29 protein-coding genes are annotated in these 24,941 nt (G+C 71.6%); 27 read left to right on the top strand and 2 right to left on the bottom strand.

The genetic code is table 11. The annotated features are described in order from the left end of the window. Window positions 1-13: 13 nt before the first annotated feature. The gene (locus tag ACZ7KF_RS19005) at window positions 14-910 is read right to left on the bottom strand and encodes a class I SAM-dependent methyltransferase (protein WP_471075838.1); all 897 of its coding nucleotides are present in this window, start codon (window positions 908-910) and stop codon (window positions 14-16) included. A 522-nt stretch (window positions 911-1,432) separates the two neighbouring features. On the opposite strand from ACZ7KF_RS19005, the gene ACZ7KF_RS19000 reads away from it, so the two are divergent. The 18 genes from ACZ7KF_RS19000 (at window position 1,433) to ACZ7KF_RS18915 (ending at window position 14,863) form a co-directional block, all read left to right on the top strand. Beyond that, window positions 1,433-2,035 (top strand): hypothetical protein, encoded by a 603-nt coding sequence (locus ACZ7KF_RS19000; protein WP_471075835.1) that lies wholly within the window; start codon window positions 1,433-1,435, stop codon window positions 2,033-2,035. 298 nt (window positions 2,036-2,333) lie between these two features. Beyond that, entirely contained in the window at window positions 2,334-2,753 is a 420-nt protein-coding gene (gene rpsP / locus ACZ7KF_RS18995; RefSeq protein ID WP_471075832.1) for a 30S ribosomal protein S16, read from the top strand. Between the two features lie 5 nt (window positions 2,754-2,758). Next, on the top strand, window positions 2,759-2,998 hold the full coding sequence (locus tag ACZ7KF_RS18990; protein ID WP_029385578.1) for an RNA-binding protein: 240 nt from the start codon (window positions 2,759-2,761) through the stop codon (window positions 2,996-2,998). A gap of 141 nt (window positions 2,999-3,139) precedes the next feature. Further along, entirely contained in the window at window positions 3,140-3,700 is a 561-nt protein-coding gene (rimM, locus tag ACZ7KF_RS18985; protein WP_471075829.1) for a ribosome maturation factor RimM, read from the top strand. After that, window positions 3,700-4,533, top strand: a complete 834-nt coding sequence (gene trmD / locus ACZ7KF_RS18980) for a tRNA (guanosine(37)-N1)-methyltransferase TrmD (protein ID WP_471075826.1) — start codon at window positions 3,700-3,702, stop codon at window positions 4,531-4,533. The genes rimM and trmD overlap by 1 nt, the downstream gene beginning before the upstream one ends. A gap of 134 nt (window positions 4,534-4,667) precedes the next feature. Next, window positions 4,668-5,018 carry a 50S ribosomal protein L19 gene (gene rplS, locus ACZ7KF_RS18975; RefSeq protein ID WP_471075824.1) on the top strand — a complete coding sequence of 117 codons (351 nt, stop codon included), beginning with the start codon at window positions 4,668-4,670 and terminating at the stop codon, window positions 5,016-5,018. Between the two features lie 45 nt (window positions 5,019-5,063). Next, window positions 5,064-5,765 (top strand): signal peptidase I, encoded by a 702-nt coding sequence (gene lepB / locus ACZ7KF_RS18970; protein ID WP_471075821.1) that lies wholly within the window; start codon window positions 5,064-5,066, stop codon window positions 5,763-5,765. Further along, a complete protein-coding gene (gene lepB, locus ACZ7KF_RS18965; protein ID WP_471075818.1) occupies window positions 5,758-6,849 on the top strand; it encodes a signal peptidase I in 1,092 nt (363 codons plus the stop codon). The genes lepB (ACZ7KF_RS18970) and lepB (ACZ7KF_RS18965) overlap by 8 nt, the downstream gene beginning before the upstream one ends. After that, the gene (gene lepB, locus ACZ7KF_RS18960) at window positions 6,737-7,750 is read left to right on the top strand and encodes a signal peptidase I (protein ID WP_471075815.1); all 1,014 of its coding nucleotides are present in this window, start codon (window positions 6,737-6,739) and stop codon (window positions 7,748-7,750) included. The genes lepB (ACZ7KF_RS18965) and lepB (ACZ7KF_RS18960) overlap by 113 nt, the downstream gene beginning before the upstream one ends. A 182-nt stretch (window positions 7,751-7,932) precedes the next feature. Beyond that, complete coding sequence (lepB, locus tag ACZ7KF_RS18955) at window positions 7,933-8,718, top strand: signal peptidase I (RefSeq protein ID WP_471075812.1); 786 nt, start codon at window positions 7,933-7,935, stop codon at window positions 8,716-8,718. After that, entirely contained in the window at window positions 8,708-9,238 is a 531-nt protein-coding gene (locus tag ACZ7KF_RS18950; protein ID WP_471075809.1) for an NUDIX hydrolase, read from the top strand. Before lepB (ACZ7KF_RS18955) ends, ACZ7KF_RS18950 begins: the two co-directional genes overlap by 11 nt. Window positions 9,239-9,294: 56 nt before the next feature. Beyond that, window positions 9,295-9,603 (top strand): DUF2469 domain-containing protein, encoded by a 309-nt coding sequence (locus tag ACZ7KF_RS18945; protein ID WP_014675276.1) that lies wholly within the window; start codon window positions 9,295-9,297, stop codon window positions 9,601-9,603. 97 nt (window positions 9,604-9,700) lie between these two features. After that, the gene (locus ACZ7KF_RS18940; protein WP_471075806.1) at window positions 9,701-10,093 is read left to right on the top strand and encodes a YraN family protein; all 393 of its coding nucleotides are present in this window, start codon (window positions 9,701-9,703) and stop codon (window positions 10,091-10,093) included. Continuing rightward, on the top strand, window positions 10,094-11,704 hold the full coding sequence (locus ACZ7KF_RS18935) for a YifB family Mg chelatase-like AAA ATPase (RefSeq protein WP_471075803.1): 1,611 nt from the start codon (window positions 10,094-10,096) through the stop codon (window positions 11,702-11,704). It abuts the gene before it with no gap. Beyond that, window positions 11,701-11,877 carry a hypothetical protein gene (locus ACZ7KF_RS18930; RefSeq protein ID WP_471075800.1) on the top strand — a complete coding sequence of 59 codons (177 nt, stop codon included), beginning with the start codon at window positions 11,701-11,703 and terminating at the stop codon, window positions 11,875-11,877. The genes ACZ7KF_RS18935 and ACZ7KF_RS18930 overlap by 4 nt, the downstream gene beginning before the upstream one ends. Next, window positions 11,874-13,076 (top strand): DNA-processing protein DprA, encoded by a 1,203-nt coding sequence (gene dprA, locus ACZ7KF_RS18925; RefSeq protein WP_471075797.1) that lies wholly within the window; start codon window positions 11,874-11,876, stop codon window positions 13,074-13,076. Before ACZ7KF_RS18930 ends, dprA begins: the two co-directional genes overlap by 4 nt. 322 nt (window positions 13,077-13,398) lie before the next feature. Beyond that, on the top strand, window positions 13,399-14,241 hold the full coding sequence (gene whiG / locus ACZ7KF_RS18920) for an RNA polymerase sigma factor WhiG (RefSeq protein ID WP_225823156.1): 843 nt from the start codon (window positions 13,399-13,401) through the stop codon (window positions 14,239-14,241). A 64-nt stretch (window positions 14,242-14,305) separates the two neighbouring features. After that, window positions 14,306-14,863 (top strand): TetR/AcrR family transcriptional regulator, encoded by a 558-nt coding sequence (locus ACZ7KF_RS18915; protein ID WP_471076317.1) that lies wholly within the window; start codon window positions 14,306-14,308, stop codon window positions 14,861-14,863. A 101-nt stretch (window positions 14,864-14,964) separates the two neighbouring features. Here the strand turns inward: ACZ7KF_RS18915 and ACZ7KF_RS18910 are convergent, their stop codons facing one another. Further along, a complete protein-coding gene (locus ACZ7KF_RS18910) occupies window positions 14,965-15,534 on the bottom strand; it encodes a murein hydrolase activator EnvC family protein (RefSeq protein WP_471075793.1) in 570 nt (189 codons plus the stop codon). A 272-nt stretch (window positions 15,535-15,806) separates the two neighbouring features. Between ACZ7KF_RS18910 and rpsB the strand changes: the two genes are divergently transcribed. The 9 genes from rpsB to ACZ7KF_RS18865 all read left to right on the top strand — a co-directional run bounded on the left by rpsB (window position 15,807) and on the right by ACZ7KF_RS18865 (window position 24,930). Continuing rightward, window positions 15,807-16,736 (top strand): 30S ribosomal protein S2, encoded by a 930-nt coding sequence (gene rpsB / locus ACZ7KF_RS18905; protein ID WP_471075790.1) that lies wholly within the window; start codon window positions 15,807-15,809, stop codon window positions 16,734-16,736. Between the two features lie 183 nt (window positions 16,737-16,919). Further along, the gene (gene tsf / locus ACZ7KF_RS18900; RefSeq protein WP_471075787.1) at window positions 16,920-17,756 is read left to right on the top strand and encodes a translation elongation factor Ts; all 837 of its coding nucleotides are present in this window, start codon (window positions 16,920-16,922) and stop codon (window positions 17,754-17,756) included. 216 nt (window positions 17,757-17,972) lie between these two features. Further along, on the top strand, window positions 17,973-18,731 hold the full coding sequence (pyrH, locus tag ACZ7KF_RS18895; RefSeq protein ID WP_014675284.1) for a UMP kinase: 759 nt from the start codon (window positions 17,973-17,975) through the stop codon (window positions 18,729-18,731). Between the two features lie 182 nt (window positions 18,732-18,913). Then, on the top strand, window positions 18,914-19,471 hold the full coding sequence (gene frr / locus ACZ7KF_RS18890; RefSeq protein ID WP_225823160.1) for a ribosome recycling factor: 558 nt from the start codon (window positions 18,914-18,916) through the stop codon (window positions 19,469-19,471). Then, the gene (locus tag ACZ7KF_RS18885; protein ID WP_471075784.1) at window positions 19,471-20,613 is read left to right on the top strand and encodes a phosphatidate cytidylyltransferase; all 1,143 of its coding nucleotides are present in this window, start codon (window positions 19,471-19,473) and stop codon (window positions 20,611-20,613) included. The genes frr and ACZ7KF_RS18885 overlap by 1 nt, the downstream gene beginning before the upstream one ends. Before the next feature lie 373 nt (window positions 20,614-20,986). Further along, on the top strand, window positions 20,987-22,159 hold the full coding sequence (locus tag ACZ7KF_RS18880; RefSeq protein WP_471075781.1) for a cytochrome P450: 1,173 nt from the start codon (window positions 20,987-20,989) through the stop codon (window positions 22,157-22,159). Between the two features lie 73 nt (window positions 22,160-22,232). After that, window positions 22,233-22,439, top strand: coding sequence for a hypothetical protein (locus tag ACZ7KF_RS18875; RefSeq protein WP_471075778.1), 207 nt, complete (start codon window positions 22,233-22,235; stop codon window positions 22,437-22,439). Window positions 22,440-22,505: 66 nt separating this feature from the next. Beyond that, window positions 22,506-23,612, top strand: coding sequence for a dual-specificity RNA methyltransferase RlmN (gene rlmN / locus ACZ7KF_RS18870; RefSeq protein WP_471075775.1), 1,107 nt, complete (start codon window positions 22,506-22,508; stop codon window positions 23,610-23,612). A gap of 199 nt (window positions 23,613-23,811) precedes the next feature. Next, window positions 23,812-24,930 carry a thiamine ABC transporter substrate-binding protein gene (locus tag ACZ7KF_RS18865; RefSeq protein ID WP_471075772.1) on the top strand — a complete coding sequence of 373 codons (1,119 nt, stop codon included), beginning with the start codon at window positions 23,812-23,814 and terminating at the stop codon, window positions 24,928-24,930. Window positions 24,931-24,941: the final 11 nt, after the last annotated feature.

The raw sequence follows: 24,941 nt of genomic DNA, 5'->3' as shown, positions 1-24,941 counted from the left end.
CGGCCGTCCCCGGCTAGGGCACGCGGGCGATGAGGTAGCGGAAGACGTTCGGCATCCAGACGGTGCCGTCCGGGCGCCGGTACGGGTGCAGGGCCTCCGTCAGCTCCTTGTCGACCTGCTTGGCGTCGGTCGCCGCGATCGCCGCGTCGAACAGGCCGGTCGACAGCAGCCCCCGTATCGCGCTGTCGAGCCCGGCGTATCCGAACGGGCAGGACACCCGCCCCGAGCCGTCCGGTTTCAGCCCGGCCCGCCCGGCGACCTCCTCCAGGTCGTCGCGCCCGGCGGGCCGCCGGGCGCGCCCGCCGCGCAGCGGATCGGCCAGCTTGGTGGCCACCCGCAGCACGGAGGAGGTCGCGCAGCGCTCCGGCGGCCCCCAGCCGGCCAGCACCACGGCGGCCCCGCGTGCGACCCGCGGCAACGCGGCGGCGAGCAGTTCGCCGAGCCCTTCGGAGTCGCCCGCGAGGCCGCCGACCGGCTCGAAGACGGTCACCAGCGTGTACGCGGCCGTCTCCGCGCCGACCGCGTCCCCGGGGGTGCCGTCGAGGAGTCTCGCCCTCGCGGCCGTACGCGTACGCCCGCGAGGGCCGGGCCTGCCGCCCGCCGGGCCGCCGGGCGGGGCGCCCGGCAGCAGGCGCTCGCGGGCCAGGGCGAGCCGCTCGGGGGAGCCGCAGTCGACGCCGGTGACCGTGGCGCCTCTGCCGGCCGCCATCAGCAGGGCGAGCCCGGAACCGCAGCGCAGGCCCAGCAGCCGGGTGGCGGGGCCTGCTTCGAGCCGGTCGTACACGGCTTCGTAGAGCGGTACGAGCATGCGCTCCTGGATCTCGGACCAGTCACGCGCGCGTGCGCTCAGGTCCACGCGGGGGGTGGAGCCCGCGTGAGACGTGTGCTGCCGCACGAGTGCAGGTGTCATAGGTAAGCGCCCCAATCCGCCGACAGTTCGACGCTGTGACCGGTCGCGTGGCCCCCGTGCCGTGCCCGCGCACGTCCCACCTATGCCAGGTAACTCCCGGCTCGCGGTGCCGTCCAGGGGTCGTGGGGCCCGGCTTGGGGCCGGGACGCGGGTGTGGCGAGATTTCACATCCCGGCAACCTGGAGGGCCGTACGGTGTCCGGACGCGGGCGACGGGCCGGTGACCGGGGCCGGGACGCCGGGCGGTAACGTCTCGGAGGCCGCGGACGCTGACCGGAGTGAGGTCGCGTGCCGAGAGCGGCCGAAACACCCCTTGCGCCGCAGCCGACCGCCGTCGCATCAGGGCTCCCAGGCGAGGCGTAGCGCGGACTACGCACCAGCTTGGTAGGAGCTGTGCCGCTTCTCCGCAGATCAGCGCACCCGCCCTCGTCAGGACGCATCAGCGGCAACTGACGGGTACGTGCAAATTATTTGGGATGCCCCGGAATAGGAACACAGCGGCACCCCCGCTCGTTGTCATTACGTGAGCACGACACAGACACCACCTGTTCTCGCCGCGGAGCTGGCGCAGGCGTGGGCCGACATTCAGCGGTACCACCCCGAGCTGCCGGACCTCGCCGCGCCAGAGTCCCTGATCGGAGAGTCGTCGTCCGCGTGCGGTCACGAGCTCTCCTTCGAGCGACTGCTCCATGAGGCAGTCCACGGCATCGCAGCCGCCCGCGGCGTCCGGGACACCTCCCGGGCCGGCCGCTACCACAACCGCCGTTTCCTTGCGATCGCCGAGGAGCTGGGCCTGGACCACCCCGACGAACCCCACCCGAGCAGCGGTTTCTCACTGGTCACGCTGAACGCCGAGGCGAAGCGGCGCTACCGCCCGACCATCGACCGGCTGCAGCGCGCGCTGAAGGCCCACACGGCGGCCACCTCGGCCGACACCTCCCGCACCTTCCGCGGCCCGGCCGCCCGGCACGGCTCCTCCGGTGGCGGCGTCCGCGTCAAGGCGGTGTGTGACTGCGGCCGCAACGTCCGGGTGGTCCCCTCGGTCCTGGCCCAGGCCCCCATCGTCTGCGGCGGCTGCGGCAAGCCGTTCCGGATCCCGGAGATCGTGGGGGCGGCGGCGAGCTGAGGCCGCGGCTGCTCGTGGCAGCCGCGGCCGGCGCGGACGGCCGCTCCACCGCACCGGGCAGCGCACCCGACGTGTCCTCACCTCCACGCCGGGTGCCTCCCCGGCATGCCCGGCCACAGCTCACGCACCCGGGGCGAAAGGCGACCCGCGGCGTATGGCAGAATGGATGGCTGTACTCGACAGTCGCACAGGACCCCTCTCTCCTCCGGCTGACGCGTCCATCGGGCACTCGGGTACCGCAACCCCACGCGGCAATTCGCCGTGCCCAACCACGTCAAAACCAGGAGAACCCACTCCCGTGGCAGTCAAGATCAAGCTGAAGCGTCTGGGCAAGATCCGTTCGCCTCACTACCGCATCGTCATCGCCGACTCCCGTACCCGCCGCGACGGCCGGGCCATCGAGGAGATCGGCAAGTACCACCCGACCTACAACCCGTCGGTCATCGAGGTGGACGCCGAGCGCGTGGCGTACTGGCTGGGTGTCGGCGCGCAGCCGACCGAGCCCGTTCTCGCCATCCTGAAGAAGACCGGCGACTGGCAGAAGTTCAAGGGCGAGCCGGCTCCCGCGCCGCTGCTCGTCGCCGAGCCGAAGTCGACCCGTCCGTCGTTCGAGGCGCTCGGCGGTGACGACGAGGGCAAGGGTGAGGCCATCACCCAGAAGAAGAAGGCTGAGAAGAAGGACGAGGCCGCGGCTGAGTCCGAGTCGACCGAGGCCTGAGCAGCATGCTCGAAGAGGCGCTTGAGCACCTCGTGAAGGGCATCGTCGACAACCCTGACGATGTGCAGGTCGCCTCGCGCAACCTGCGCCGCGGGCGCGTGCTGGAGGTCCGGGTCCACCCCGACGACCTCGGCAAGGTGATCGGCCGCAACGGTCGTACCGCGCGCGCTCTGCGTACCGTCGTGGGCGCCATCGGCGGTCGCGGTGTCCGCGTCGACCTGGTCGACGTGGACAACGTCCGCTGACGCTTCATCGCAACCGGCTCGGGCCGGGGAGGGCCACTGGGCCGTCCCCGGCCCGAGTCGTATGAGCGGGCTGGACGGCGAGCGGGCCGGGCGGGCCGCCGAACAGGACGTCACGCAGGAGATGACAGGAGAATTGGACACGTGCAGCTGGTAGTCGCACGGATCGGCCGCGCCCACGGCATCAAGGGCGAGGTCACCGTCGAGGTACGTACGGACGAGCCCGAGCTGCGGCTCGGCCCGGGGGCCGTCCTGGCCACCGACCCGGCCTCCGCCGGGCCGCTCACCATCGCCACCGGCCGCGTCCACAGCGGCCGGCTGCTCCTGCGCTTCGAGGGCGTCGCCGACCGCAACGCCGCCGAGGCCCTGCGCAACACCCTGCTCATCGCCGAGGTGGATCCGGAGGAGCTGCCGGAGGGCGAGGACGAGTACTACGACCACCAGCTGATCGACCTCGACGTGGTCACCGAGGACGGCACGGAGGTCGGCCGGATCACCGAGATCTCCCACCTGCCCTCCCAGGACCTCTTCATCGTCGAGCGCCCCGACGGCAGCGAGGTGCTGATCCCCTTCGTGGAGGAGATCGTCAGCGAGATCGACCTGACCGAGCAGAGGGCCGTCATCACCCCCCCGCCCGGGCTGATCGACGACCGTGCCGAGATCGCCTCCGCGCGCGACTCCGAGGGCTCCGGGGACGAGTCGTGATGCGCCTCGACGTCGTCACGATCTTCCCCGAGTACCTGGAACCCCTGAACGTCTCCCTCGTCGGCAAGGCACGCGCGCGCGGACAGCTGAACGTCCATGTGCACGACCTGCGCGCATGGACGTACGACCGGCACAACACGGTGGACGACACGCCGTACGGCGGCGGTCCCGGCATGGTCATGAAGACCGACCCCTGGGGCGACGCCCTGGACACCGTCCTCGCCGACGGCTACGAGACCGGCGCCCAGGCCCCCGCGCTGATCGTCCCCACGCCCAGTGGCCGCCCCTTCACCCAGGAGTTGGCCGTCGAGCTGTCCGAACGCCCCTGGCTGATCTTCACACCGGCCCGCTACGAGGGCATCGACCGGCGCGTGACGGACGAGTACGCCACCCGGATGCCGGTCTACGAGGTCTCCATCGGCGACTACGTCCTCGCCGGCGGCGAGGCGGCCGTGCTCGTCGTCACCGAGGCCGTCGCCCGGCTGCTGCCCGGCGTCCTCGGCAACGCCGAGTCCCACCGCGACGACTCCTTCGCCCCCGGCGCGATGGCGAGCCTCCTCGAAGGGCCCGTCTACACGAAGCCCCCCGTCTGGCGCGGCCGGGACATCCCCGAGGTGCTGCTCAGCGGCCATCACGGCAAGATCGCCCGCTGGCGCCGCGACGAGGCCCTCCGGCGCACCACCGCCAACCGGCCCGACCTGATCGCGCGCTGCGACCCCGAGGCCTTCGACAAGAAGGACCGCGAGATGCTCTCCATCCTGGGCTGGGAACCGGACCGGGCGGGGGAGCCGTACGGCCGATTTTGGCGCCGGACCGAGGGCGTGGAAGAATAGACCGCTGTTGTGCGTCCGTCCGGCGTGCGCCCCTGCCACAGGGGGACACGACGCCCGTCCCGACCCGCACGGCAGCCTCCTGTACACCTAGCTCCCGTTGATGACCTGTGGCATCAGCGAAGAAAGCAGACGAAATGTCTCACCTGCTCGACTCCGTCGACGCCTCGTCGCTGCGCAGCGACATCCCGGCCTTCCGCCCGGGTGACACCGTCAACGTCCACGTCCGCGTCATCGAGGGCAACCGCTCCCGTGTGCAGCAGTTCAAGGGCGTTGTGATCCGCCGCCAGGGCTCCGGTGTCCGCGAGACCTTCACGGTCCGCAAGGTCTCGTTCTCCGTCGGCGTCGAGCGCACCTTCCCGGTGCACACCCCGATCGTCGAGAAGATCGAGCTCGTCACCCGCGGTGACGTGCGTCGCGCCAAGCTGTACTACCTCCGTGACCTGCGCGGCAAGGCCGCGAAGATCAAGGAGAAGCGCGAGAACTGAGCGCTTTACGGAGGTCACAGCGGAGCCGGATAGCATCTGGCTCCGATGGACACCGAAGCACAGCCGACGGAACGCGACCGCTCCTCCCACCCCGGTACTCCGGGTGGGGAGGGCCGGTCGCGTTTCGCGTTGGCGGCCTGGGTCGCCGACCGGCTCCCGGGCGGCCGGATCACCCTCACCCTCCTCGTCGGCCTGGTGTTCCTGCTCCTCCTCAACACCTTCGTGGTGCAGCCGTTCGAGATTCCGAGCGGATCCATGGAGCAGGGCTTGAGGATCGGGGACCGCGTGCTCGTAAATAAGTTGGCGTACCGTTTCGGTGCCCAGCCGCGCCGCGGCGACGTGATTGTGTTCGACGGCACCGGGTATTTCGGGGACGCCGACTACATCAAACGGGTGGTCGGTGTAGGGGGAGACCATGTGGTCTGCTGCGACAGGAACGGGAGGATCGAGGTGAACGGCCGGCCGGTCGACGAGACGGCTTTCCTCCATCCCGGGGACAGCGCCTCCAGCGTGCCCTTCGACGTCGCCGTGCCCTCGGGCCGCCTGTTCGTCCTCGGCGACCACCGCAGCGACTCCAGCGACTCCCGGGACCACCTCGGCTCGCCCGGCGGCGGCATGATCCCCGTCGGCGACGTCATCGGCCGGGCCGACTGGATCGTGTGGCCGTACCGCCACTGGACGCGTCTGACCCGGCCCTCCGCGTACGCGCGCGTGCCCGACGCCCCGGCGGGGGGCGCCCATGGGTAACCGCGGCAAACCGCGCGGGGTGCCCAACGACCCCGCCGACAACCTGCTGCCCACCGGGGCCCGCCGCACCTCCGCGCCCGGTGGCGGCCGCTCGCGCGCGGAGCGCCGCAAGCTGCAGCGCAAGGTCAAGCGCAAGCGCAGACGATCGGCCGTTCGGGAGATACCGCTGCTGGTCGGTGTCGCCGTCCTGATAGCCCTCGTCCTGAAGACCTTCCTCGTCCAGGCGTTCGTCATCCCGTCCGGGTCCATGGAGCAGACGATCCGGATCGGCGACCGGGTCCTGGTCGACAAGCTCACCCCGTGGTTCGGCTCCGAGCCGCAGCGCGGGGACGTCGTCGTCTTCCACGACCCCGGCGGCTGGCTCCAGGACGAGCAGACCACCAAGAAGAACGACCCCGTCGTCGTCAAGCAGCTCAAGGAAGGTCTCACCTTCATCGGCCTGCTGCCGTCCGACAACGAGAAGGACCTGATCAAGCGGGTCATCGGGGTCGGCGGCGACCACGTCAAGTGCTGCGACGCGCAGGGCCGCGTCACCGTCAACGGCGTACCGCTCACCGAAGGCGACTACCTCTATCCGGGGAACTCGCCCTCCTCCACCCCCTTCGACATCACCGTGCCCAAGGGCCGGCTGTGGGTGATGGGCGACCACCGGGACAACTCGGCGGACTCCCGCGCCCACCAGAACACGCCGTACGGCGGCACGGTCTCCGAGAACTCCGTGGTCGGCAGGGCCATGATCATCGGCTGGCCGGTCGGCCACTGGACGCGCCTCGAAGAACCTAAAACCTTCGCAAGCGTCGCCGACTCGGCGTCGGGGACGACCGCTGCCACCCGGCCGTCGCATAGGGTTGCCTCCGAGAATCCGAATGGAATGACCCAACTCCCGACCCCTGCGGAACTCCCGCTCGTTATGGGAGTGGTGGGCCTGCACCGCGTGCGGAGCGGGCGGCGGCACAGAGTGAGGAGTTGGCGTGGGGGATGTGGCGGTAGGCGCACGGTCGGGACACGACGGCGAGGAGCACCGCGGGCATTCCGTGGAGCCGGACGTTCCCGTTCCGGACGGCGCCATGACCTCCGGGAATGACACGGCGACGCGTGACGACGGCACGGTGGACGACGAGCAGCCGCCCCGCGCCGGTACGGCGGACACGGACGAGGCGGCACGCCGGCCGAAGAAGCCGCGCTCCTTCTGGAAGGAGCTGCCGATCCTGATCGGGATCGCGCTCGTCCTGGCGCTGCTGATCAAGACCTTCCTGGTGCAGGCGTTCTCGATCCCGTCCGACTCGATGCAGAACACCCTCCAGCAGGGTGACCGCGTCCTGGTCGACAAGCTCACCCCGTGGTTCGGCTCCAAGCCCGAGCGCGGCGAGGTCGTCGTCTTCCACGACCCCGACAACTGGCTGGCGGGTGAGCCGACGCCGACCCCCAACCCGGTGCAGAAGGTCCTCAGCTGGATCGGCCTGATGCCGTCCGCGGAGGAGAAGGACCTGATCAAGCGGGTGATCGGGGTCGGCGGCGACACGGTCGAGTGCAAGGGCAGCGGCCCGCTGCGGGTCAACGGCAGGGCGCTGAACGAGCCGTACGTCTACCCGGGCAACACGCCGTGCAGCGTGGACGACCAGGGCGGCCAGTTCAAGGTGAAGGTCCCCAAGGGCTTCATCTGGGTGATGGGCGACCACCGCCAGAACTCCCGCGACTCCCGCTACAACCAGTCCGACACGAACCACGGCATGGTTCCCGTCGACAAGGTCGTCGGCCGGGCGATCGTCAAGGCCTGGCCGATCAACCGCTGGGGCACCCTGCCGATCCCGGACACCTTCGACCAGCCCGGCCTCGACCAGCAGTCCTCCGCCGCCGCCTCCCTGACCGTGGCCCCGCAGGGCCTGGCCGTCGCCGCGGTGCTGCCGGTCGCGCTGTGGCGGCGCCGGCGCACGGACCGGCCGGAGACCGCGGCCGACCGGAAGACCCCCGCCGGGCAGCGCTGACGCCGGGCCGCACCGCGCTGCCCGGACCGCCAGGCGCACGTCGAGGACGGCCCCGGCGGCGGCGTACGGCCGCCGCCGGGGCCGTCCCGCGTCCTGCCCGCCCGGGAGCCGCCTCCGCGCCCCCGGGCGTGCGGAAAAGAGGGGCTGCCCCCGTTCGGAACCGACGGGTAGGGTGCGGGTCCATGGGTGGCGAGAGCATGACGCGTACGGCCCCGCAGGGCGGCGGCACCGGCACGGCACAGGCCGGCGGCGGCCGGCTCGGGCAGCGGCTGTCCGGACTGGCCGTGGCGCTGGGGCTGGTGCTGTTCCTCGGCGGCTTCGCGTGGGGAGCGGTGATCTACCGGCCGTACACCGTGCCCACCAGCTCCATGACCCCCACCATCGACGCCGGCGACCGGGTGCTGGCCCAGCGTGTCGACGGCGACGAGGTGCGCCGCGGCGATGTGGTCGTCTTCGAGGACAAGACCTGGGTCACCAACGCCAAGGTGGTCAAGCGCGTGGTCGCCGTCGGCGGCGACACCGTCTCCTGCTGCACCGACGGGAAGCTGACCGTCAACGGCAAGCAGATCGAGGAGCCGTACCTGCCCGCGGGCAGCCTCGCCGAGATCAAGAACTTCGGCAAGGTCACCGTCCCCGAAGGCCGGCTGTTCCTCCTCGGCGACGAACGCCAGGGCTCCCTGGACTCCTCCACCCACCTCACCGACGCGGCGCAGGGCACCGTCGCCCGCAGCGCCGTCTCCGCCCGCGTGGACGCCGTCATCTGGCCCTGGAAGGGCCTGCTCAAGCGCCCCACCGGCTTCGAGACCCTCGGCCCGCTCTCCCGGCCCGGCCCGTTGCGCACGATCGAGGTGCTGGTCGTGGCCGGTGCGGTCCTGGTCCTCGGCGGCGGCGCCTACGGCCCGATCGCGGCGCGCCTGAGCCGCTCCCGCGCCCGTACGGCCCGCCCGGAGGCCGCCGGTGCCCGCTGAGGCCCCGCGGCCGGCCGAGGAGGCGCACGAGGGCGAGGACGGCCCGCGCAGGGTGGCCCGCGTGGTGCTGCTCGACCCCGAGGACCGCATCCTGCTCCTGCACGGCCACGAGCCGGAGGACCCGGCCGACGACTGGTGGTTCACCCCCGGCGGCGGCCTGGAGGGCACCGAGACGCGCGAGGAGGCCGCGCTGCGGGAACTCGCCGAGGAGACCGGCATCACCGAGGTCGAGCTCGGCCCGGTGCTCTGGCGGCGGCGGTGCTCGTTCCCGTTCGCGGGCCGCCGCTGGGACCAGGACGAGTGGTACTACCTGGCCCGTACGGCCCAGACGGCGACAGAGGCGACGGGACTGACGGAACTGGAGCGGCGCAGCGTCGCCGGAGCACGCTGGTGGACGTGTCAGGAACTGACCCGGGCACATGAGACGGTGTATCCGACCAGACTCGCCGAGCTGCTGCGCACGCTGCTCGTCGAAGGTCCCCCGGCCAGGCCCGTGACCCTCGACACGGAAATCGTCTGAGGGCTCCCGGGACTGGCGCACAATGGTGGGATCGCACGGCTGAAGGGGAACATGCCATGAGCGCCGAGGACCTCGAAAAGTACGAGACCGAGATGGAGCTGAAGCTCTACCGGGAGTACCGAGACGTCGTCGGTCTGTTCAAATACGTGATCGAGACCGAGCGGCGCTTCTACCTCACCAACGACTACGAGATGCAGGTGCACTCGGTCCAGGGTGAGGTGTTCTTCGAGGTGACCATGGCTGACGCCTGGGTCTGGGACATGTACCGACCAGCTCGCTTCGTCAAGCAGGTCCGTGTCCTCACGTTCAAGGACGTGAACATCGAGGAGCTGAACAAGAGCGACCTGGAACTCCCGGGCGGCTGATCGGCCCACGCCTTCGTGAGGCGTTGCCCTTTCGGGTGACGGAGTTTTCCACAACCGCCGAGTCGTCCACCAAGATCAACATCTGGGGGCGGGATGCGTGACGGTTGGCGCCGGAGGTGGTGCCGACATGAACGCACGAGCAGCGATCGGCAAATACGGCGAGGACCTGGCCGCCCGGCGGCTCGCCGAGACCGGGATGACGATCCTGGAGCGCAACTGGCGCAGCGGACGGTCCGGCGAGATCGACATCGTGGCCCGGGACGGTGACGCGCTCGTCGTCTGCGAGGTGAAGACCCGCAGCGGCGGGGGCTACGAACACCCGATGGCCGCGGTGACCCCCGAGAAGGCAGCCCGGCTCCGCGCACTCGCCGAGCGCTGGGTCCAGACCCACGGAGGAGCCCCGCCGGGCGGTGTCCGCATCGACCTCGTCGGCGTGCTCCTGCCCCGCCGGGGCGCGCCCTGCGTCGAGCACGCGCGGGGGGTGGCCTGAATGGCGTTCGCCCGTACGTGCTCGGTGGCCCTGGTCGGCGTCGAGGGCGTGGTCGTGGAGGTCCAGGCCGACCTCGAACCCGGTGTGGCGGCCTTCACCCTGGTCGGCCTCCCGGACAAGAGCCTGACGGAGAGCCGGGACCGGGTGCGGGCGGCGGTGGTGAACTCGGGGGCGGCCTGGCCGTCGAAGAAGCTCACCGTCGGCCTCAGCCCGGCCTCGGTGCCCAAGAGCGGCAGCGGCTTCGACCTCGCCGTCGCCGCCGCCGTCCTCGGCGCGGCCGAGCGGATCGACCCGCGCGTGCTCGCCGACATCGTCATGATCGGAGAGCTGGGGCTGGACGGCCGGGTGCGCCCGGTCCGGGGCATCCTGCCGGCGGTCCTCGCCGCGGCGGACGCGGGATACGAACAGGTGGTCGTCCCCGAGTCGGCGGCGCCCGAGGCCTCGCTGGTGCCGGGCGTCTCGGTGCTCGGCGTACGGAGCCTGCGTCAGCTGATCGCGGTGCTCACCGACGAACCGGTCCCCGACGAGGAACCCGTCCCGGGCGAGATCCGCCCCGACCCCTTCCTCGCCGGTCTGGCGCTCCCCGGAACCGGGCTCGGCACAGGCCCCACCGCCGGCACGCACGCCCCCGACCTCGCCGACGTCGCGGGCCAGCCCATGGCGCGGGCGGCACTGGAGGTCGCGGCGGCCGGCCGGCACCACGTCTTCTTCAAGGGCCCGCCCGGCGCCGGCAAGACGATGCTCGCCGAACGCCTCCCCGGGCTCTTACCGGAGCTGAGCCGGGGCGAGTCCCTGGAGGTCACCGCGGTCCACTCGGTGGCCGGGATGCTCCCTCCCGGACATCCCCTGGTCGACGTGCCCCCGTACTGCGCGCCGCACCATTCCGCGACCATGGCGTCCCTGGTCGGCGGCGGGAACGGCCTGCCCCGGCCCGGCGCGGTCTCCCTGGCCCACCACGGCGTCCTCTTCCTGGACGAGGCGGCCGAGTTCCACAGCAGCGTCCTCGACGCCCTGCGCCAGCCGCTGGAATCCGGACACGTCGTGATCGCCCGGGCGGCGGGGATGCTGCGGATGCCGGCCAGGTTCCTGATGGTGCTGGCCGCGAATCCCTGCCCCTGCGGCCGGCACGGACGAGGCGATGACATCTGCGAGTGCCGGCCCTCCTCGATCAAGCGCTACCGCGCCCGGCTGTCCGGCCCCCTGATGGACCGAGTGGACCTGCGGGTGACGGTGGAGCCGGTCGCCAGGGCCGACTTGCTCCGCTCGCCCACCGGCGCCGAACCGACGGCCGTGGTGGCCGACCGGGTCAGGTTCGCCCGGGAGCGAGCCGCCCGACGCTATGAGGGACTGCCCTGGCGCACCAACAGCGAGGTGCCGGGCCACGAACTGCGCACCCGCTGGCACGTGGCGCCCGGGGCTCTGGCCAAGGCCGAGGAGGATCTGGACCGGGGCCTGCTCACCGCCCGCGGCCTCGACCGCGTCCTCCGGGTCGCCTGGACGCTCGCCGACCTGGGCGGACGCGACCGGCCCTCGGCGAACGACGTGAACTGCGCCCTGGAACTGCGTACCGGCGTCCGCCGCGGTGCGGTCCTGGAAGGAGTCGGCAGGTGAGCGGCGAGAGCACCCACCGCAGCGCCCGTCCGGGCGGCGGTGCCCCCGCCCCTCTGGCCGCGCCGTCGGCCGTCGGCCGTCGGGCGCCCGGCGGCGCCCGCCCGGCCCGCGCCCGGCCGCCCCGACCGGTGGCCGCACTCCTCGGCGCCGCCACGGCGGGAGCCGCCGCATGAGGGACGACGGGCGACGGACCGGCCGGTCGGAGTCCGAGACGGCCGGGGGCGGCGAGGCCGACGGGGAACTGCTCGGCCGGGTCCTTCTCGGACGGGTGATCGAGCCCGGGGACGAGACCGGTGGCCGGTGGGTCCGGGAGTTCGGGGTGGCGGAGGTGGTACGGCGGCTGAGGGACGGCAACAAGGCGTTGCCGGGGGTGAGCGGAACCCGGTGGGCGGCGCTGGTCGCGCGGGCCGGTCGGGCCGAACCGCGCCGGGATCTCGCGGCGGCCCGGGCCGCGGGGGCGCGGTTCGTGCGCCCGGGGGACACCGAGTGGCCCGGCCAGCTCGACGACCTCGGGGACGGGCGGCCCCTCGGGCTGTGGGTGCGGGGCCGGGCCAGCCTGCGCATGTGGGCACTGCGGTCCGTGGCCGTCGTGGGCGCCCGCGCCTGCACCGAGTACGGCACCCACGCCGCCGCCACCCTCGCCTGCGGCCTCGCCGAGCACGGCTGGGTCGTCGTGTCGGGCGGCGCCTACGGCATCGACGGCGCCGCCCACCGAGGCGCCCTCGCCGCCCGCGGCGCCACCGTCGCCGTCCTGGCCTGCGGCGTCGACCAGCCCTACCCCCGCGGCCACGCCGCCCTGATCGGCCGGATCGCGGAACAGGGACTGGTGGTGGGCGAGTTGCCACCCGGCGATCACCCGACACCCAGCCGGTTCATCCTCCGCAACCGAGTGATCGCCGCGCTGACCCGGGGCACCGTCGTCGTGGAGGCCGCCCCCCGCAGCGGCTCGCTGGCCACCGCGCGGGCCGCGCAGCGCCTCGGCAGGTTCACCATGGGCGTGCCCGGCCCGGTCACCAGCTCCCTCTCCGCCGGCGTGCACGAGCTGCTGCGCGGCGAGGCCACCCTGGTCACCGACGCCACGGAGGTCGTGGAACTCGTGGGCGACATGGGCGACCTGGCGCCGGCCCGCCGCGGCCCGGTCCTCCCGCGTGACCTGCTGGACCCCGCCGCCCGCAGTGTGCTCGCCGCCCTTCCCGGCGACCGCGCGGCCCCCGCCGACGAGATCGCGCTCGACGCGCGCACCACGCGCGACGAGGCGATCGCGAGACTGTACGAACTCCGAGCACTTGGTTACGTCGAACGACACGGCGATGGCTGGAAGTTGACACGCCAGGCGTTGATCTCGGTCCGGGACGGTCGCCATCCATGCTGACCGACCGTGTTCGGCCGTCCGGGGGAACCCCCGACGCCCTTGGCGTTTCCCGGAGTTGGCGCCTCGGGCCGGTCACGCAGAGCGAGCCGGGGGGTGCGGTCGTACGGCCGCCGCGAGCGCCCCGCGCAGGGGTGGTGCCGCACTGTTCGCACACCGCGACTCCTCAGTCACGCTACGCTCACGAAGGCGGTGACGCAGACCACGCCAACCCGACATCAGACCGACACCTCACCCAGTCAGCCCACTTCCTCGCACGCACCGCACTTCCTCCCACTTCACGGCACTTCACGGCACTTCACGGCAGAACGGCACAAGGCGACGAATGCCCCAGCACACCTCCGGGTCCGACCGGGCGGCGATCCCCCCAGCCGCCCGGGACGGTGGCAGCGTGCGACCGCCCGCTCCCTCGACGCTCGACGAGCTGTGGCGGTCGTACAAGGCGACGGGGGACGACCGGTTGCGGGAGCAGCTGATCCTGCACTACTCGCCGCTGGTCAAGTACGTGGCGGGTCGGGTGAGCGTCGGGCTGCCGCCCAACGTGGAGCAGGCCGACTTCGTGTCCTCGGGAGTGTTCGGGCTGATCGACGCGATCGAGAAGTTCGACATCGACCGGGAGATCAAGTTCGAGACGTACGCGATCACCCGGATCCGCGGCGCGATGATCGACGAGCTGCGGGCGCTGGACTGGATCCCCCGGTCGGTCCGGCAGAAGGCGCGCAACGTCGAGCGGGCCTACGCCACCCTGGAGGCGCGGCTGCGGCGGACGCCGACGGAGGGGGAGGTCGCCACCGAGCTGGGCATGGAGGTCGACGAGCTGCACGCCGTGTTCAGCCAGCTGTCGCTGGCCAACGTGGTCGCCCTGGAGGAGCTGCTGCACGTCGGCGGCGAGGGCGGGGACCGGCTCAGCCTGATGGACACGCTGGAGGACACCGCCGCCGACAACCCGGTGGAGGTGGCCGAGGACCGGGAACTGCGGCGGTTCCTGGCGCGGGCGATCAACACCCTGCCCGAGCGGGAGAAGACCGTGGTCACCCTGTACTACTACGAGGGGCTCACCCTCGCCGAGATCGGCAACGTCCTCGGCGTCACCGAGAGCCGGGTCAGTCAGATCCACACCAAGTCGGTGCTCCAGCTGCGCGCCAAGCTGGCGAGCTTCGGGCGCTGAGCCCTCCCTCACGGGACGGCGTGTCCGTACAGTGGACGACGTGCCAAGGATTCGAGCGGCCTCCGTGGCCGAACACCGGTCGATGCAGCGAGCCGCCCTGCTGGACGCGGCTCGGTGCCTGCTGTCCGAGGGCGGGACGGAAGCGCTGACGTTTCCGGCGCTGGCCGAGCGGACGGGGCTGGCGCGGTCGTCCGTGTACGAGTACTTCCGGTCCCGGGCCGCGGTGGTCGAGGAGCTGTGCGAGGTCGACTTCCCCGTGTGGGCGGCGGAGGTCGCGGCGGCGATGGAGCGCGCCGACTCGGCCGAGGGCAAGGTCGAGGCGTATGTCCGCCGGCAGCTGGCGCTGGTGGGGGACCGGCGCCACCGGGCGGTCGTGGCCATCTCCGCGAGCGAGCTGGACGCCGGGGCCCGGGAGAAGATCCGGGCGGCCCACGGGGAGCTGGTCGCGATGATCGGCGAGGCGCTGGCCGAGATGGGACACGGGCAGCCCCGGCTGGCGGCGATGCTGCTGCAGGGGGTGGTGGACGCGGCGGTCCGCAGGATCGAGCTGGGCGCGGCGGAGGACCCCGCGGTGGTGACGGACGCCGCGGTGGCCATGGCTCTGCGGGGCGTGCGGGGCTGAAAGCTCGGCGGGGACGTGCGGGGCCGAGGCCCGGCGGGGCTGCGAGAGCGCCCTCAGGGGGCGCCAGGTGGCGCGCGTCCGGTCACGGACGGTCCGCGCGGCTAGGACAGGACCGGCAGCAGCCTCGACGGCCCCCGGGCGAGCAGCCACGGCGGCAGCAGCGTCAACGGGTCCAGGTACGCCTCACCCCGTCGCAGGCCCCAGTGCACGCACGCCACGGGTCCGCAGTGTGACCCGTTCGGCTCCACCGCTCCGACCGTTTCGCCCGCGCCCACCTCGTCCCCCTTCGCCACCGACGGGCGCACCGGCTCGTACGTGGTGCGCAGATCCGTCCCCGCCAGCTCCACCGACACCACGCCCCGCCCGGCCACCCGCCCCGCGAACAGCACGCGGCCCCGGGCCACCGCCCGGACCGGAGAACCGGCCGGCGCGGCCAGGTCCACACCCCGGTGACCGGGGCCGTAGACCGTAGCCGGCGGCTGCCAGCCCCGCAGGACCGGCGGGCGGACGCCCACCGGCCAGGCGCGGGCCGACGCCGGAACCGGTGCCGCGGGGGGTGGCGGTGGTGCCGGAGACGGCGTGTCCGCCCAGGCCAGAGGCGTGAGCGCGATCGCCGCCGAGGCCGGAAGCAGGACCGCCCACAAAGCCGTGCACCGCATCACTCGTCGCATGCGGGAACCCTCCCGCACTCCGCCGGTCCCGGCCGGACCCTGTGGACTACCCGCCGGTTGTGGAGAGCGGCGTCACCCGGTGCCTCGGCGGTCCCGTACACTTCTTCTGGCGATCCGGGTCACCGGGTCGACTTCGCACGCCCCGGTACGGCAGCCGGCAACGGTTCGTACCAAGCGCCCCTCGGTCCTTCGCGGCACGGCGCATCGCGGGCGTCAGGCGCGACCGCCGTCCGGCGGACGCGGCACAACCGAGAAACCAAGGAGATACGGCCATGGCCGTCGTCACGATGCGGGAGCTGCTGGAGAGCGGCGTCCACTTCGGTCACCAGACCCGTCGCTGGAACCCGAAGATGAAGCGCTTCATCTTCACCGAGCGCAACGGCATCTACATCATCGACCTGCTCCAGTCGCTGTCGTACATCGACCGCGCCTACGAGTTCGTCAAGGAGACCGTCGCCCACGGCGGCACGGTCATGTTCGTCGGCACGAAGAAGCAGGCGCAGGAGGCCATCGCCGAGCAGGCCACCCGCGTCGGCATGCCCTTCGTCAACCAGCGCTGGCTGGGCGGCATGCTCACCAACTTCTCGACCGTCTACAAGCGTCTGCAGCGCCTCAAGGAGCTGGAGCAGATCGACTTCGAGGACGTCGCGGCCTCCGGTCTGACCAAGAAGGAGCTGCTGGTCCTCTCCCGCGAGAAGGCCAAGCTGGAGAAGACCCTCGGCGGTATCCGCGAGATGCAGAAGGTGCCCAGCGCCGTCTGGATCGTGGACACCAAGAAGGAGCACATCGCCGTTGGTGAGGCCCGGAAGCTCAACATTCCGGTCGTCGCGATCCTCGACACCAACTGCGACCCCGACGAGGTCGACTACAAGATCCCGGGCAACGACGACGCGATCCGCTCCGTCACCCTGCTCACTCGTGTGATCGCCGACGCCGTCGCCGAGGGCCTCATCTCCCGCTCGCGCGTCGCCACCGGTGACAAGGGCGAGAAGGCTGCTGCCGAGCCGCTCGCCGAGTGGGAGCGCGACCTGCTCGAGGGTGAGAAGAAGGACGAGGCTCCGGCCGCCGAGGCTGCCCCGGCCGCCGAGGCTCCGGCTGCCGAGGCCGCTCCGGCCACCGAGGCTGCTCCGGCCGCCGAGGCTGCTCCGGCCGCCGAGGCTCCGGTCGAGGGCGAGAAGGCCGCCGAGGGCGAGCAGGCCTGACGCCGGTCCGTCAGTGTTGACGGCGGGGGCGGTGCCGCATCCGGCAGCACCTGCTGCGCGGTGAAGTCCGCCCCCGTCGTTCACCCGTAGGTCGGTACGACGTACGCGGTCCGCGATCACATGTGGACCGCACACCGTGCGGATCTGAAGATCTCCCAGACTTCGAGAAAGACTCACAGACTCATGGCGAACTACACCGCCGCCGACGTCAAGAAGCTCCGTGAGCTCACCGGCGCCGGCATGATGGACTGCAAGAAGGCGCTGGACGAGGCCGAGGGCAACGTCGACAAGGCCGTCGAGGCGCTGCGCATCAAGGGCCAGAAGGGCGTCGCCAAGCGCGAGGGCCGCTCCGCCGAGAACGGCGCCGTGGTCTCCATCATCGCCGACGACAACTCCTCCGGCGTCCTCGTCGAGCTGAAGTGCGAGACGGACTTCGTCGCCAAGGGCGAGAAGTTCCAGGCCGTGGCCCAGGCCATCGCCGAGCACGTCGCCAAGACGAACCCGGCCGACCTCGAGGCCCTGCTCGCCTCCGAGATCGAGGCCGGCAAGACCGTCCAGGCGTTCGTGGACGAGGCCAACGCCAACCTCGGCGAGAAGATCGTCCTGGACCGCTTCGCGCAGTTCGCCGACGGCTTCGTGCTCGCCTACATGCACCGCACCATGCCCGACCTGCCCCCGCAGATCGGTGTCCTGGTCGAGCTCGACAAGCCGAACACCGAGGTCGCCAAGGGCATCGCCCAGCACATCGCCGCCTTCGCGCCGAAGTACCTGGCGAAGGAGGACGTGCCGGCCGACGTCGTCGAGTCCGAGCGTCGTATCGCCGAGGAGACCACCCGCGCCGAGGGCAAGCCCGAGGCCGCGATCGCCAAGATCGTCGAGGGTCGTCTCAACGGCTTCTTCAAGGACGCCACGCTGCTCGGCCAGCCGTACGCGCTGGACAACAAGAAGTCGGTCCAGAAGGTTCTGGACGAGGCCGGTGTCACCCTGAAGCGCTTCTCGCGCATCAAGGTCGGCATCTGAGTCCGTACCGCGATCGACGCAGGACCCACGGGGAAATCCCCGAGGAAATCCCGATAGGGTCGACCGCAGTCGTCCGCGCACACCGCCACACCCCGGGGTGGGGCGGACGGCAGCAGATCTGACGAGGAGGCCATTGCCGCGCATGGGAGCGAAAAGCAACCACACCGGCAATGGCCTTCTTCGTATGTGCAACACGTGAAAGAGGCGGGATCCCCCATGACCACCAAGGCCCAGAAGAGCGACGACGGCAAAGTACGCGGCCGGTTTCTGCTGAAGCTGTCCGGAGAGGCCTTCTCCGGTGGCGGGGGCCTGGGCGTGGACCCGGACGTGGTGCACAAGATCGCCCGCGAGATCGCGGCCGTCGTGCGTGACGGGGCGCAGATCGCGGTCGTCATCGGCGGCGGCAACTTCTTCCGCGGCGCCGAACTCCAGCAGCGCGGCATGGACCGCGCCCGCTCCGACTACATGGGCATGCTCGGCACCGTGATGAACTGCCTCGCCCTCCAGGACTTCCTGGAGAAGGAAGGCATCCAGTCCCGCGTGCAGACCGCCATCACCATGGGCCAGGTCGCCGAGCCGTACATCCCGCTGCGCGCCGTGCGCCACCTGGAGAAGGGCCGCGTGGTCATCTTCGGCGCCGGTATGGGCATGCCCTACTTCTCCACCGACACCACCGCCGCCCAGCGCGCCCTGGAGATCGACGCCGAGGCGCTGCTCATGGGCAAGAACGGCGTGGACGGGGTCTACGACTCCGACCCCAAGACCAACCCCGACGCCGTCAAGTTCGACGCCCTCGGCTACGGCGAGGTCATCACCCGTGACCTCAAGGTCGCCGACGCCACCGCCATCACGTTGTGCCGCGACAACAAGCTTCCGATCCTCGTCTTCGAGCTCCTCGCGGAGGGCAATATCGCCCGCGCGGTCAAGGGTGAGAAGATCGGCACGCTGGTGGGTGACCAGGGCAGCCGGGACTGACCGGCACACCCCGTCACCCGGGTACGGCACCTGTCCGAGGGACGGACGGGACGCACCCTGGCCGGGGGATGGACAATGTCCTGCCGGTCGGGAACCGTGCAGGAAGAAGACGCGACGCAGCCGGCCGCCGCCCCTACGAGGAACCGCAGCCGGGCCTCACTCAAGACACGCAGGAGCAAGTGGTGATCGAAGAGACCCTCCTCGAAGCCGAGGAGAAGATGGAGAAGGCCGTCGTGGTCGCCAAGGAGGACTTCGCCGCGATCCGCACCGGCCGTGCGCACCCGGCGATGTTCAACAAGATCGTGGCCGACTACTACGGTGCCCTGACGCCGATCAACCAGCTGGCCTCGTTCTCCGTGCCGGAGCCGCGGATGGCGGTCGTGACCCCGTTCGACAAGAGCGCGCTGCGCAACATCGAGCAGGCGATCCGCGACTCCGACCTGGGCGTCAACCCCAGCAACGACGGCAACATCATCCGTGTGGTGTTCCCCGAGCTGACCGAGGAGCGCCGCCGCGAGTACATCAAGGTCGCCAAGGGCAAGGGCGAGGACTCCAAGGTGTCCATCCGCTCCGTGCGCCGCAAGGCCAAGGACGCCATCGACAAGGCGATCAAGGACGGCGACATCGGTGAGGACGAGGGCCGCCGTGCGGAGAAGGAACTCGACGACCTGACGGCGAAGTACGTCGCCCAGGTGGACGAGCTTCTCAAGCACAAGGAAGCGGAGCTGCTCGAAGTCTGATGAGCGACTCTTCCTGGGGGGCGCCGCCACACGCGGGGCAGGCCGGGTACTGGGGGTCCACCGGGGGTGGACCTGTCCAGGGGGCCGCCCCGGCGGGTCCCGCGTACGATGCGCCTGAGGCGCAGCAGACTCGCCCCATGCCCATCGTGCCCGACGTGCCCGCGTACGGCGGAGATCAGGTCCACCAGGACGCGGACCGGGGGGCCGCTCGGCTGAGCGGCCCTTCGTTCCGAGACGAGCCGTTCCAGGCCGGGGGACTCCCCGCCGAGACCCAGAACCCGGAGCCCATGCCCGACGCCCCGCAGCCGGCGCCAGCGCCGCAGAAGAAGAGCGCGGGCCGTGACCTCAGCGCGGCCATAGGCGTCGGGGTCGGCCTCGGTGTGGTCATCGTCGCGTCCCTGTTCATCCAGAAGGCCGTCTTCGTCGGCGTGATCGCCGTCGCCGTGGTCGTCGGGCTGTGGGAGCTGACCAGCAGGCTCCAGGAGCGCAAGGGCATCAAGGCGCCGCTGGTGCCGCTCGCGGTCGGCGGTGCGGCGATGGTCGTGGCCGGGTACGTGCGTGGCGTCGAGGGCGCGTGGGTCGCCATGGCCCTCACCGCGCTGGCCGTCCTGGTCTGGCGGATGACGGAACCACCGGAGGGCTACCTCAAGGACGTCACCGCCGGCGTCTTCGCCGCGTTCTACGTGCCGTTCCTGGCCACGTTCGTCGCGCTGATGCTCACCGCCGACGACGGCCCCTGGCGGGTGCTGACCTTCCTGCTCCTGACGGTCGTCAGCGACACCGGTGCGTACGCGGTCGGCTGGCGCTTCGGCAAGCACAAGCTCGCCCCGCGCATCAGCCCCGGCAAGACCCGCGAGGGTCTGCTCGGCGCGGTGGCGTTCGCGATGGCGGCGGGCGCGTTGTGCATGCAGTTCCTGATCGACGACGGCAGCTGGTGGCAGGGCCTGCTGCTGGGCCTCGCGGTCGCGGCCAGCGCCACGCTGGGCGACCTCGGCGAATCCATGATCAAACGGGACCTGGGCATCAAGGACATGGGCACCTTGCTCCCCGGTCACGGCGGCATCATGGACCGGCTGGACTCGCTGCTGCCCACGGCGCCGGTGGTCTGGCTGCTGATGGTGGTCTTCGTCGGCTCCGCCTGAGCTGCTCGACGCAAGGCTTGACGGGCCCCCGTCCCGCGTGAGGACGGGGGCCCGTCGTCCTGTCCGGGCCCTGCCGGCTCCGGGGAAGCCGCACCCGGATGCCGCAGCACGAATCGGCGGACGCGTTCCGTGCGCGGCAGACTCCTTCGGAGGACGGCGTTTCTCCCGCCGCCCGGCGACGCTGCAGGGAGTTCGACCGATGCCCCTCGACCCGGCCCCGCCCCCGCCCCCCGCCCGGGGCCCGCAGGCTCCGTCCCCTGCCCCGGGCCCGCAGGCTCCGCCCCCCGCCCCGGGCCCGCAGGCTCCGCCCCCCGCCCGGGACCCGCAGGCTCCGGCCCCCACCCCGCCGCCCCCGCCGGTGCGGTACTGGCCCGTGGACGATCTGCCCGCGCTCGACCCCGACCCGTTCCTGGACGAGCTGCTGCGCGACGAGCCCGTCACCCGGATCGAGCTGCCGTACGGCGACGGCCACGCCTGGCTGGTCACACGGTACGAGGACGTCCGCTTCGTCACCGCCGATCCGCGCTTCTCCCGGGCCCGGGTCGTCGGCCGCGACGTCACCACCATGCGCCCGGTGCCGGTGGCCTCGCAGACGGCGGGCCTGCAGTACCTCGATCCGCCCCGGCACAGCCTGCTGCGCCGGGTCGTCGCCCGCGCGTTCACCGGGCGGAGCATGCAGCGGCTGCGCCCGCTCGCGGAGCGCCGGGCCGCGGCACTGCTTGACGGGATGGCGCGGGCCGGCGCACCGGCCGACCTCATGGAGCATCTCCACGGCCCCTTCCCCGTCGCCGTGGTCCGCGACTTCCTCGGAGTGGACGAGCGGGACTGGCACCACTGGGCCGAGACGGGCGAGGCCCTGCTGTCCGCGGGCGCCGCGTCCGAGGAGCGCGCCCGGCAGGCCGCGCGGGCGACCCGGGCCCGGATCGCCGAGCTGCTCCGCCGCCGCCGTGAGGAACCCCGCGAGGACCTCGCCGGAGTGCTGGCGCGGTCCGCGGCGGCGGGCGAGATCACCGAGGACGAGGCGGTCTCCCTCGCCATCGCCGTCCAGGTCAGCGGCGGTCACGCGGTCCGCAACAACAGCGGTTCGATGATGTACGCGCTGCTCACCCACCCGGCGCAGCTGGACCGGCTGCGCCGCGAGCCGGAGCTGCTGCCCCGGGCCGTGGAGGAGCTGTTCCGCTACGTCCCGCACCGCAACGGCGTCGGCATCCCCCGCATCGCCACCGAGGACGTCGAGGTCGGCGGCCGGCTGATCCGGGCCGGTGACGTGGTCTACAACGCGTACGTCGCCGCCAACCGCGACCCCGAGGTGTTCCCCGACCCCGACGCCCTGGACTTCGACCGCGAGAACCCCGCCCACCTGGCCTTCGGCCATGGTCCGCACCACTGTCTGGCCGCTGTCATGGCCCGGATGGAAGCCGAGGTCATGATCGGCTCCGTGCTCGCCCGGTTCCCCGGCATCCGGCTGGCCGTGGCCCCCGAGGAGGTCGAGTTCCAGCGGCAGGGGCTGATCCGCGGACCGCGCACCCTGCCCGTGACCTGGTGACGGAACCGCCCACGCGCGTGCGGCGTCTGCGGAGACGACGAAGGCTTCCGGCGAGTCCGCACAGGTGGGGAACATGATTTTGCTGCTGCTCGGTGTCCTGGCGCTCGTCGTCGGCGGCTGCGTCTGCGTGGTGTGGGCGGAACGCGGCGGCCCGCGCTGGGCACGCATCGTGGCGAAGGTGACACTGGCCCTCGGCGAACTCGTCCGCAGCTCCAGCCGGAAGCGGGGCCGCAGCCCCGGCTGGAACGGCGGCGCGAGCACGTCCGGCGGGGACGACTAGCCACGCCCGGGCTCCGGGGTCCGGCCCGCCGGGTCACTCAAGTGGATCTGCGACACTGGTACAGCCATGCCTAAGCCCGGAGAACTCATTTTCGTCGCGCCGCGCGGAGCCAAGAAGCCGCCGCGGCATCTCGCCGACCTCACGCCCGCCGAGCGCAAGGACGCGGTGGCCGAGATCGGGGAGAAGCCGTTCCGTGCCAAGCAGCTCTCGCAGCACTACTTCGCGCGGTACGCGCACGAGCCGGAGCAGTGGACCGACATCCCCGCCGGTTCGCGTGCCAAGCTCCAGGAAGCGCTGTTCCCGGAGCTGATGACCGTCGTCCGGCATCTGTCCACCGACCAGGGGACCACGCGCAAGACGCTGTGGCGCCTGTTCGACGGGACTCTCGTCGAGTCCGTGCTGATGCGGTACCCGGACCGGGTCACCATGTGCATCAGCTCGCAGGCGGGGTGCGGGATGAACTGCCCGTTCTGCGCGACCGGGCAGGCGGGGCTGGACCGGAATCTGTCCACCGCCGAGATCGTCCATCAGATCGTCGACGGCATGCGGGCGCTGCGGGACGGAGAGGTGCCGGGCGGTCCGGCACGGCTGTCCAACATCGTCTTCATGGGGATGGGCGAGCCGCTCGCCAACTACAAGCGGGTCGTCGGCGCCATCCGGGCGCTCACCGACCCCGCCCCGGACGGGCTCGGGCTCTCGCAGCGCGGGATCACCGTGTCGACCGTCGGGCTGGTGCCGGCCATCCACCGGTTCGCCGACGAGGGCTTCAAGTGCCGGCTGGCGATCTCCCTGCACGCCCCCGACGACGAGCTGCGCGACACCCTCGTCCCCGTGAACACACGGTGGAAGGTGCGCGAGGTGCTGGACGCCGGGTTCGAGTACGTGGAGAAGTCCGGGCGGCGGCTGTCGATCGAGTACGCGCTCATCCGGGACATCAACGACCAGGCCTGGCGCGGTGACCGGCTCGGGCGGCTGCTCAAGGGCAAGCCCGTGCACGTCAACCTGATCCCGCTGAACCCCACTCCGGGATCGAAGTGGACCGCGTCGCGGCCGGAGGACGAGAAGGCCTTCGTCGAGGCCATCGCCGCGCACGGGGTGCCCGTCACCATCCGGGACACCCGCGGTCAGGAGATCGACGGAGCCTGTGGTCAGCTCGCGGCCACCGAGCGGTAATCTGACGGCGTCCACATATCTTCATATTCCGACAGGGGAGCGCCACAGCGCTGAGAGTGCGGCGATCGGGCCGCAGACCCTCTGAACCTCGCCCAGGTCATTCTGGGTAGGAAGTTCGGTCATCACTCAAGCTGTCGTGCCCTGCCCGGGTCCCCGGGCGGGGCCGCGTTCTTCCTGGCCAACCCCAGGAGGACATCCAGTGCACCACAAGACCTTCGCGGCCGTGGCTACCGGCCTCGGCCTCGTCGCGCTGTCCGCTCTGACAGGGTGCGGGTCCACCGGCACCGAGGGCTCCGCGGACTCCAGGACCGTGACCCTGGTCAGCCACAACTCGTGGTCCGTCTCCAAGACCGTCCTCAAGGACTTCGAGAAGCGGTCCGGCTACAAGGTCAAGGTCCTCGAGGACGGCGACGCCGGGCAGGCCGTCAACAAGGCCATCCTGACCAAGGACAACCCGCAGGGCGACGTCTTCTTCGGCGTCGACAACACCCTGCTCTCCCGCGCCCTGGACAACGGCCTGTTCCAGCCGTACCGGGCCAAGGGCTCCGACACGGTCCTGCCCGAGTTCCGCGTCGACCAGGACAAGCACCGTGTCACGCCCGTCGACAGCGGCGACATCTGCGTCAACTACGACAAGGCCTGGTTCGGCGAGCACAAGCTGACCCCGCCGCAGACCTTCGCCGACCTCGCCGAGCCCCGGTACAAGAACCTCCTCGTCACCGAGAACGCGGCCACCTCCTCGCCCGGCCTCGGCTTCCTGCTCGGCAGCGCCGCGAAGTTCGGCGACGGGGGCACCTCCCGCTCGGGCGAGGCCGGGAGCGGGGGAGGCTGGCAGGACTACTGGAAGAAGCTCAAGGCCAACGGCGTCAAGGTCGTCGACGGCTGGGAGCAGGCCTACGACCAGGAGTTCTCCGGCTCCTCCCAGGGCAAGAAGGCGGGTGGCGACCGGCCGCTCGTGGTGTCGTACGCCTCCTCCCCGCCCGCCGAGGTGATCTACGCCAAGAAGCGGCCCGGCACCGCCCCGACCGGGGTGTCCGCCGGCACCTGCTTCCGGCAGACCGAGTACGCCGGACTGCTGAGCAACGCGAGGAACACCCAGGGCGGCAAGGCGTTCCTCGACTTCCTGCTCACCAAGGAGTTCCAGGACGACATGCCGCTGAACATGTTCGTCTACCCGGTGGTCAAGGGTGCCGTGGTGCCCGCCGACTTCACCAAGTACGGTCCGCCGGCCAAGGCCCCCGAGACCATGGCCCCCGGCAAGATCGCCGCCAACCGCGACCAGTGGGTCAAGTCGTGGACGTCGCTCGTACTGAAGTGACCGGCACCCGG

The sequence above is a fragment of the Streptomyces sp. NPDC038200 genome (assembly GCF_055600785.1).
Note: the sequence above shows the minus strand (reverse complement) of the source record. Positions and strands in the feature narration are given on the sequence as shown.

Excerpts from the sequence above, each read along its gene's own strand:
- ACZ7KF_RS19005 (WP_471075838.1), bottom strand. The coding sequence starts at position 910 with ATGACACCTGCACTCGTGCGGCAGCACACGTCTCACGCGGGCTCCACC.
- ACZ7KF_RS18990 (WP_029385578.1), top strand. The coding sequence starts at position 2,759 with ATGCTCGAAGAGGCGCTTGAGCACCTCGTGAAGGGCATCGTCGACAAC.
- trmD (WP_471075826.1), top strand. The coding sequence starts at position 3,700 with ATGCGCCTCGACGTCGTCACGATCTTCCCCGAGTACCTGGAACCCCTG.
- rplS (WP_471075824.1), top strand. The coding sequence starts at position 4,668 with ATGTCTCACCTGCTCGACTCCGTCGACGCCTCGTCGCTGCGCAGCGAC.
- lepB (WP_471075821.1), top strand. The coding sequence starts at position 5,064 with ATGGACACCGAAGCACAGCCGACGGAACGCGACCGCTCCTCCCACCCC.
- lepB (WP_471075818.1), top strand. The coding sequence starts at position 5,758 with ATGGGTAACCGCGGCAAACCGCGCGGGGTGCCCAACGACCCCGCCGAC.
- lepB (WP_471075812.1), top strand. The coding sequence starts at position 7,933 with ATGGGTGGCGAGAGCATGACGCGTACGGCCCCGCAGGGCGGCGGCACC.
- ACZ7KF_RS18945 (WP_014675276.1), top strand. The coding sequence starts at position 9,295 with ATGAGCGCCGAGGACCTCGAAAAGTACGAGACCGAGATGGAGCTGAAG.
- ACZ7KF_RS18935 (WP_471075803.1), top strand. The coding sequence starts at position 10,094 with ATGGCGTTCGCCCGTACGTGCTCGGTGGCCCTGGTCGGCGTCGAGGGC.
- dprA (WP_471075797.1), top strand. The coding sequence starts at position 11,874 with ATGAGGGACGACGGGCGACGGACCGGCCGGTCGGAGTCCGAGACGGCC.
- whiG (WP_225823156.1), top strand. The coding sequence starts at position 13,399 with ATGCCCCAGCACACCTCCGGGTCCGACCGGGCGGCGATCCCCCCAGCC.
- ACZ7KF_RS18910 (WP_471075793.1), bottom strand. The coding sequence starts at position 15,534 with ATGCGACGAGTGATGCGGTGCACGGCTTTGTGGGCGGTCCTGCTTCCG.
- rpsB (WP_471075790.1), top strand. The coding sequence starts at position 15,807 with ATGGCCGTCGTCACGATGCGGGAGCTGCTGGAGAGCGGCGTCCACTTC.
- tsf (WP_471075787.1), top strand. The coding sequence starts at position 16,920 with ATGGCGAACTACACCGCCGCCGACGTCAAGAAGCTCCGTGAGCTCACC.
- pyrH (WP_014675284.1), top strand. The coding sequence starts at position 17,973 with ATGACCACCAAGGCCCAGAAGAGCGACGACGGCAAAGTACGCGGCCGG.
- ACZ7KF_RS18885 (WP_471075784.1), top strand. The coding sequence starts at position 19,471 with ATGAGCGACTCTTCCTGGGGGGCGCCGCCACACGCGGGGCAGGCCGGG.
- ACZ7KF_RS18875 (WP_471075778.1), top strand. The coding sequence starts at position 22,233 with ATGATTTTGCTGCTGCTCGGTGTCCTGGCGCTCGTCGTCGGCGGCTGC.
- rlmN (WP_471075775.1), top strand. The coding sequence starts at position 22,506 with ATGCCTAAGCCCGGAGAACTCATTTTCGTCGCGCCGCGCGGAGCCAAG.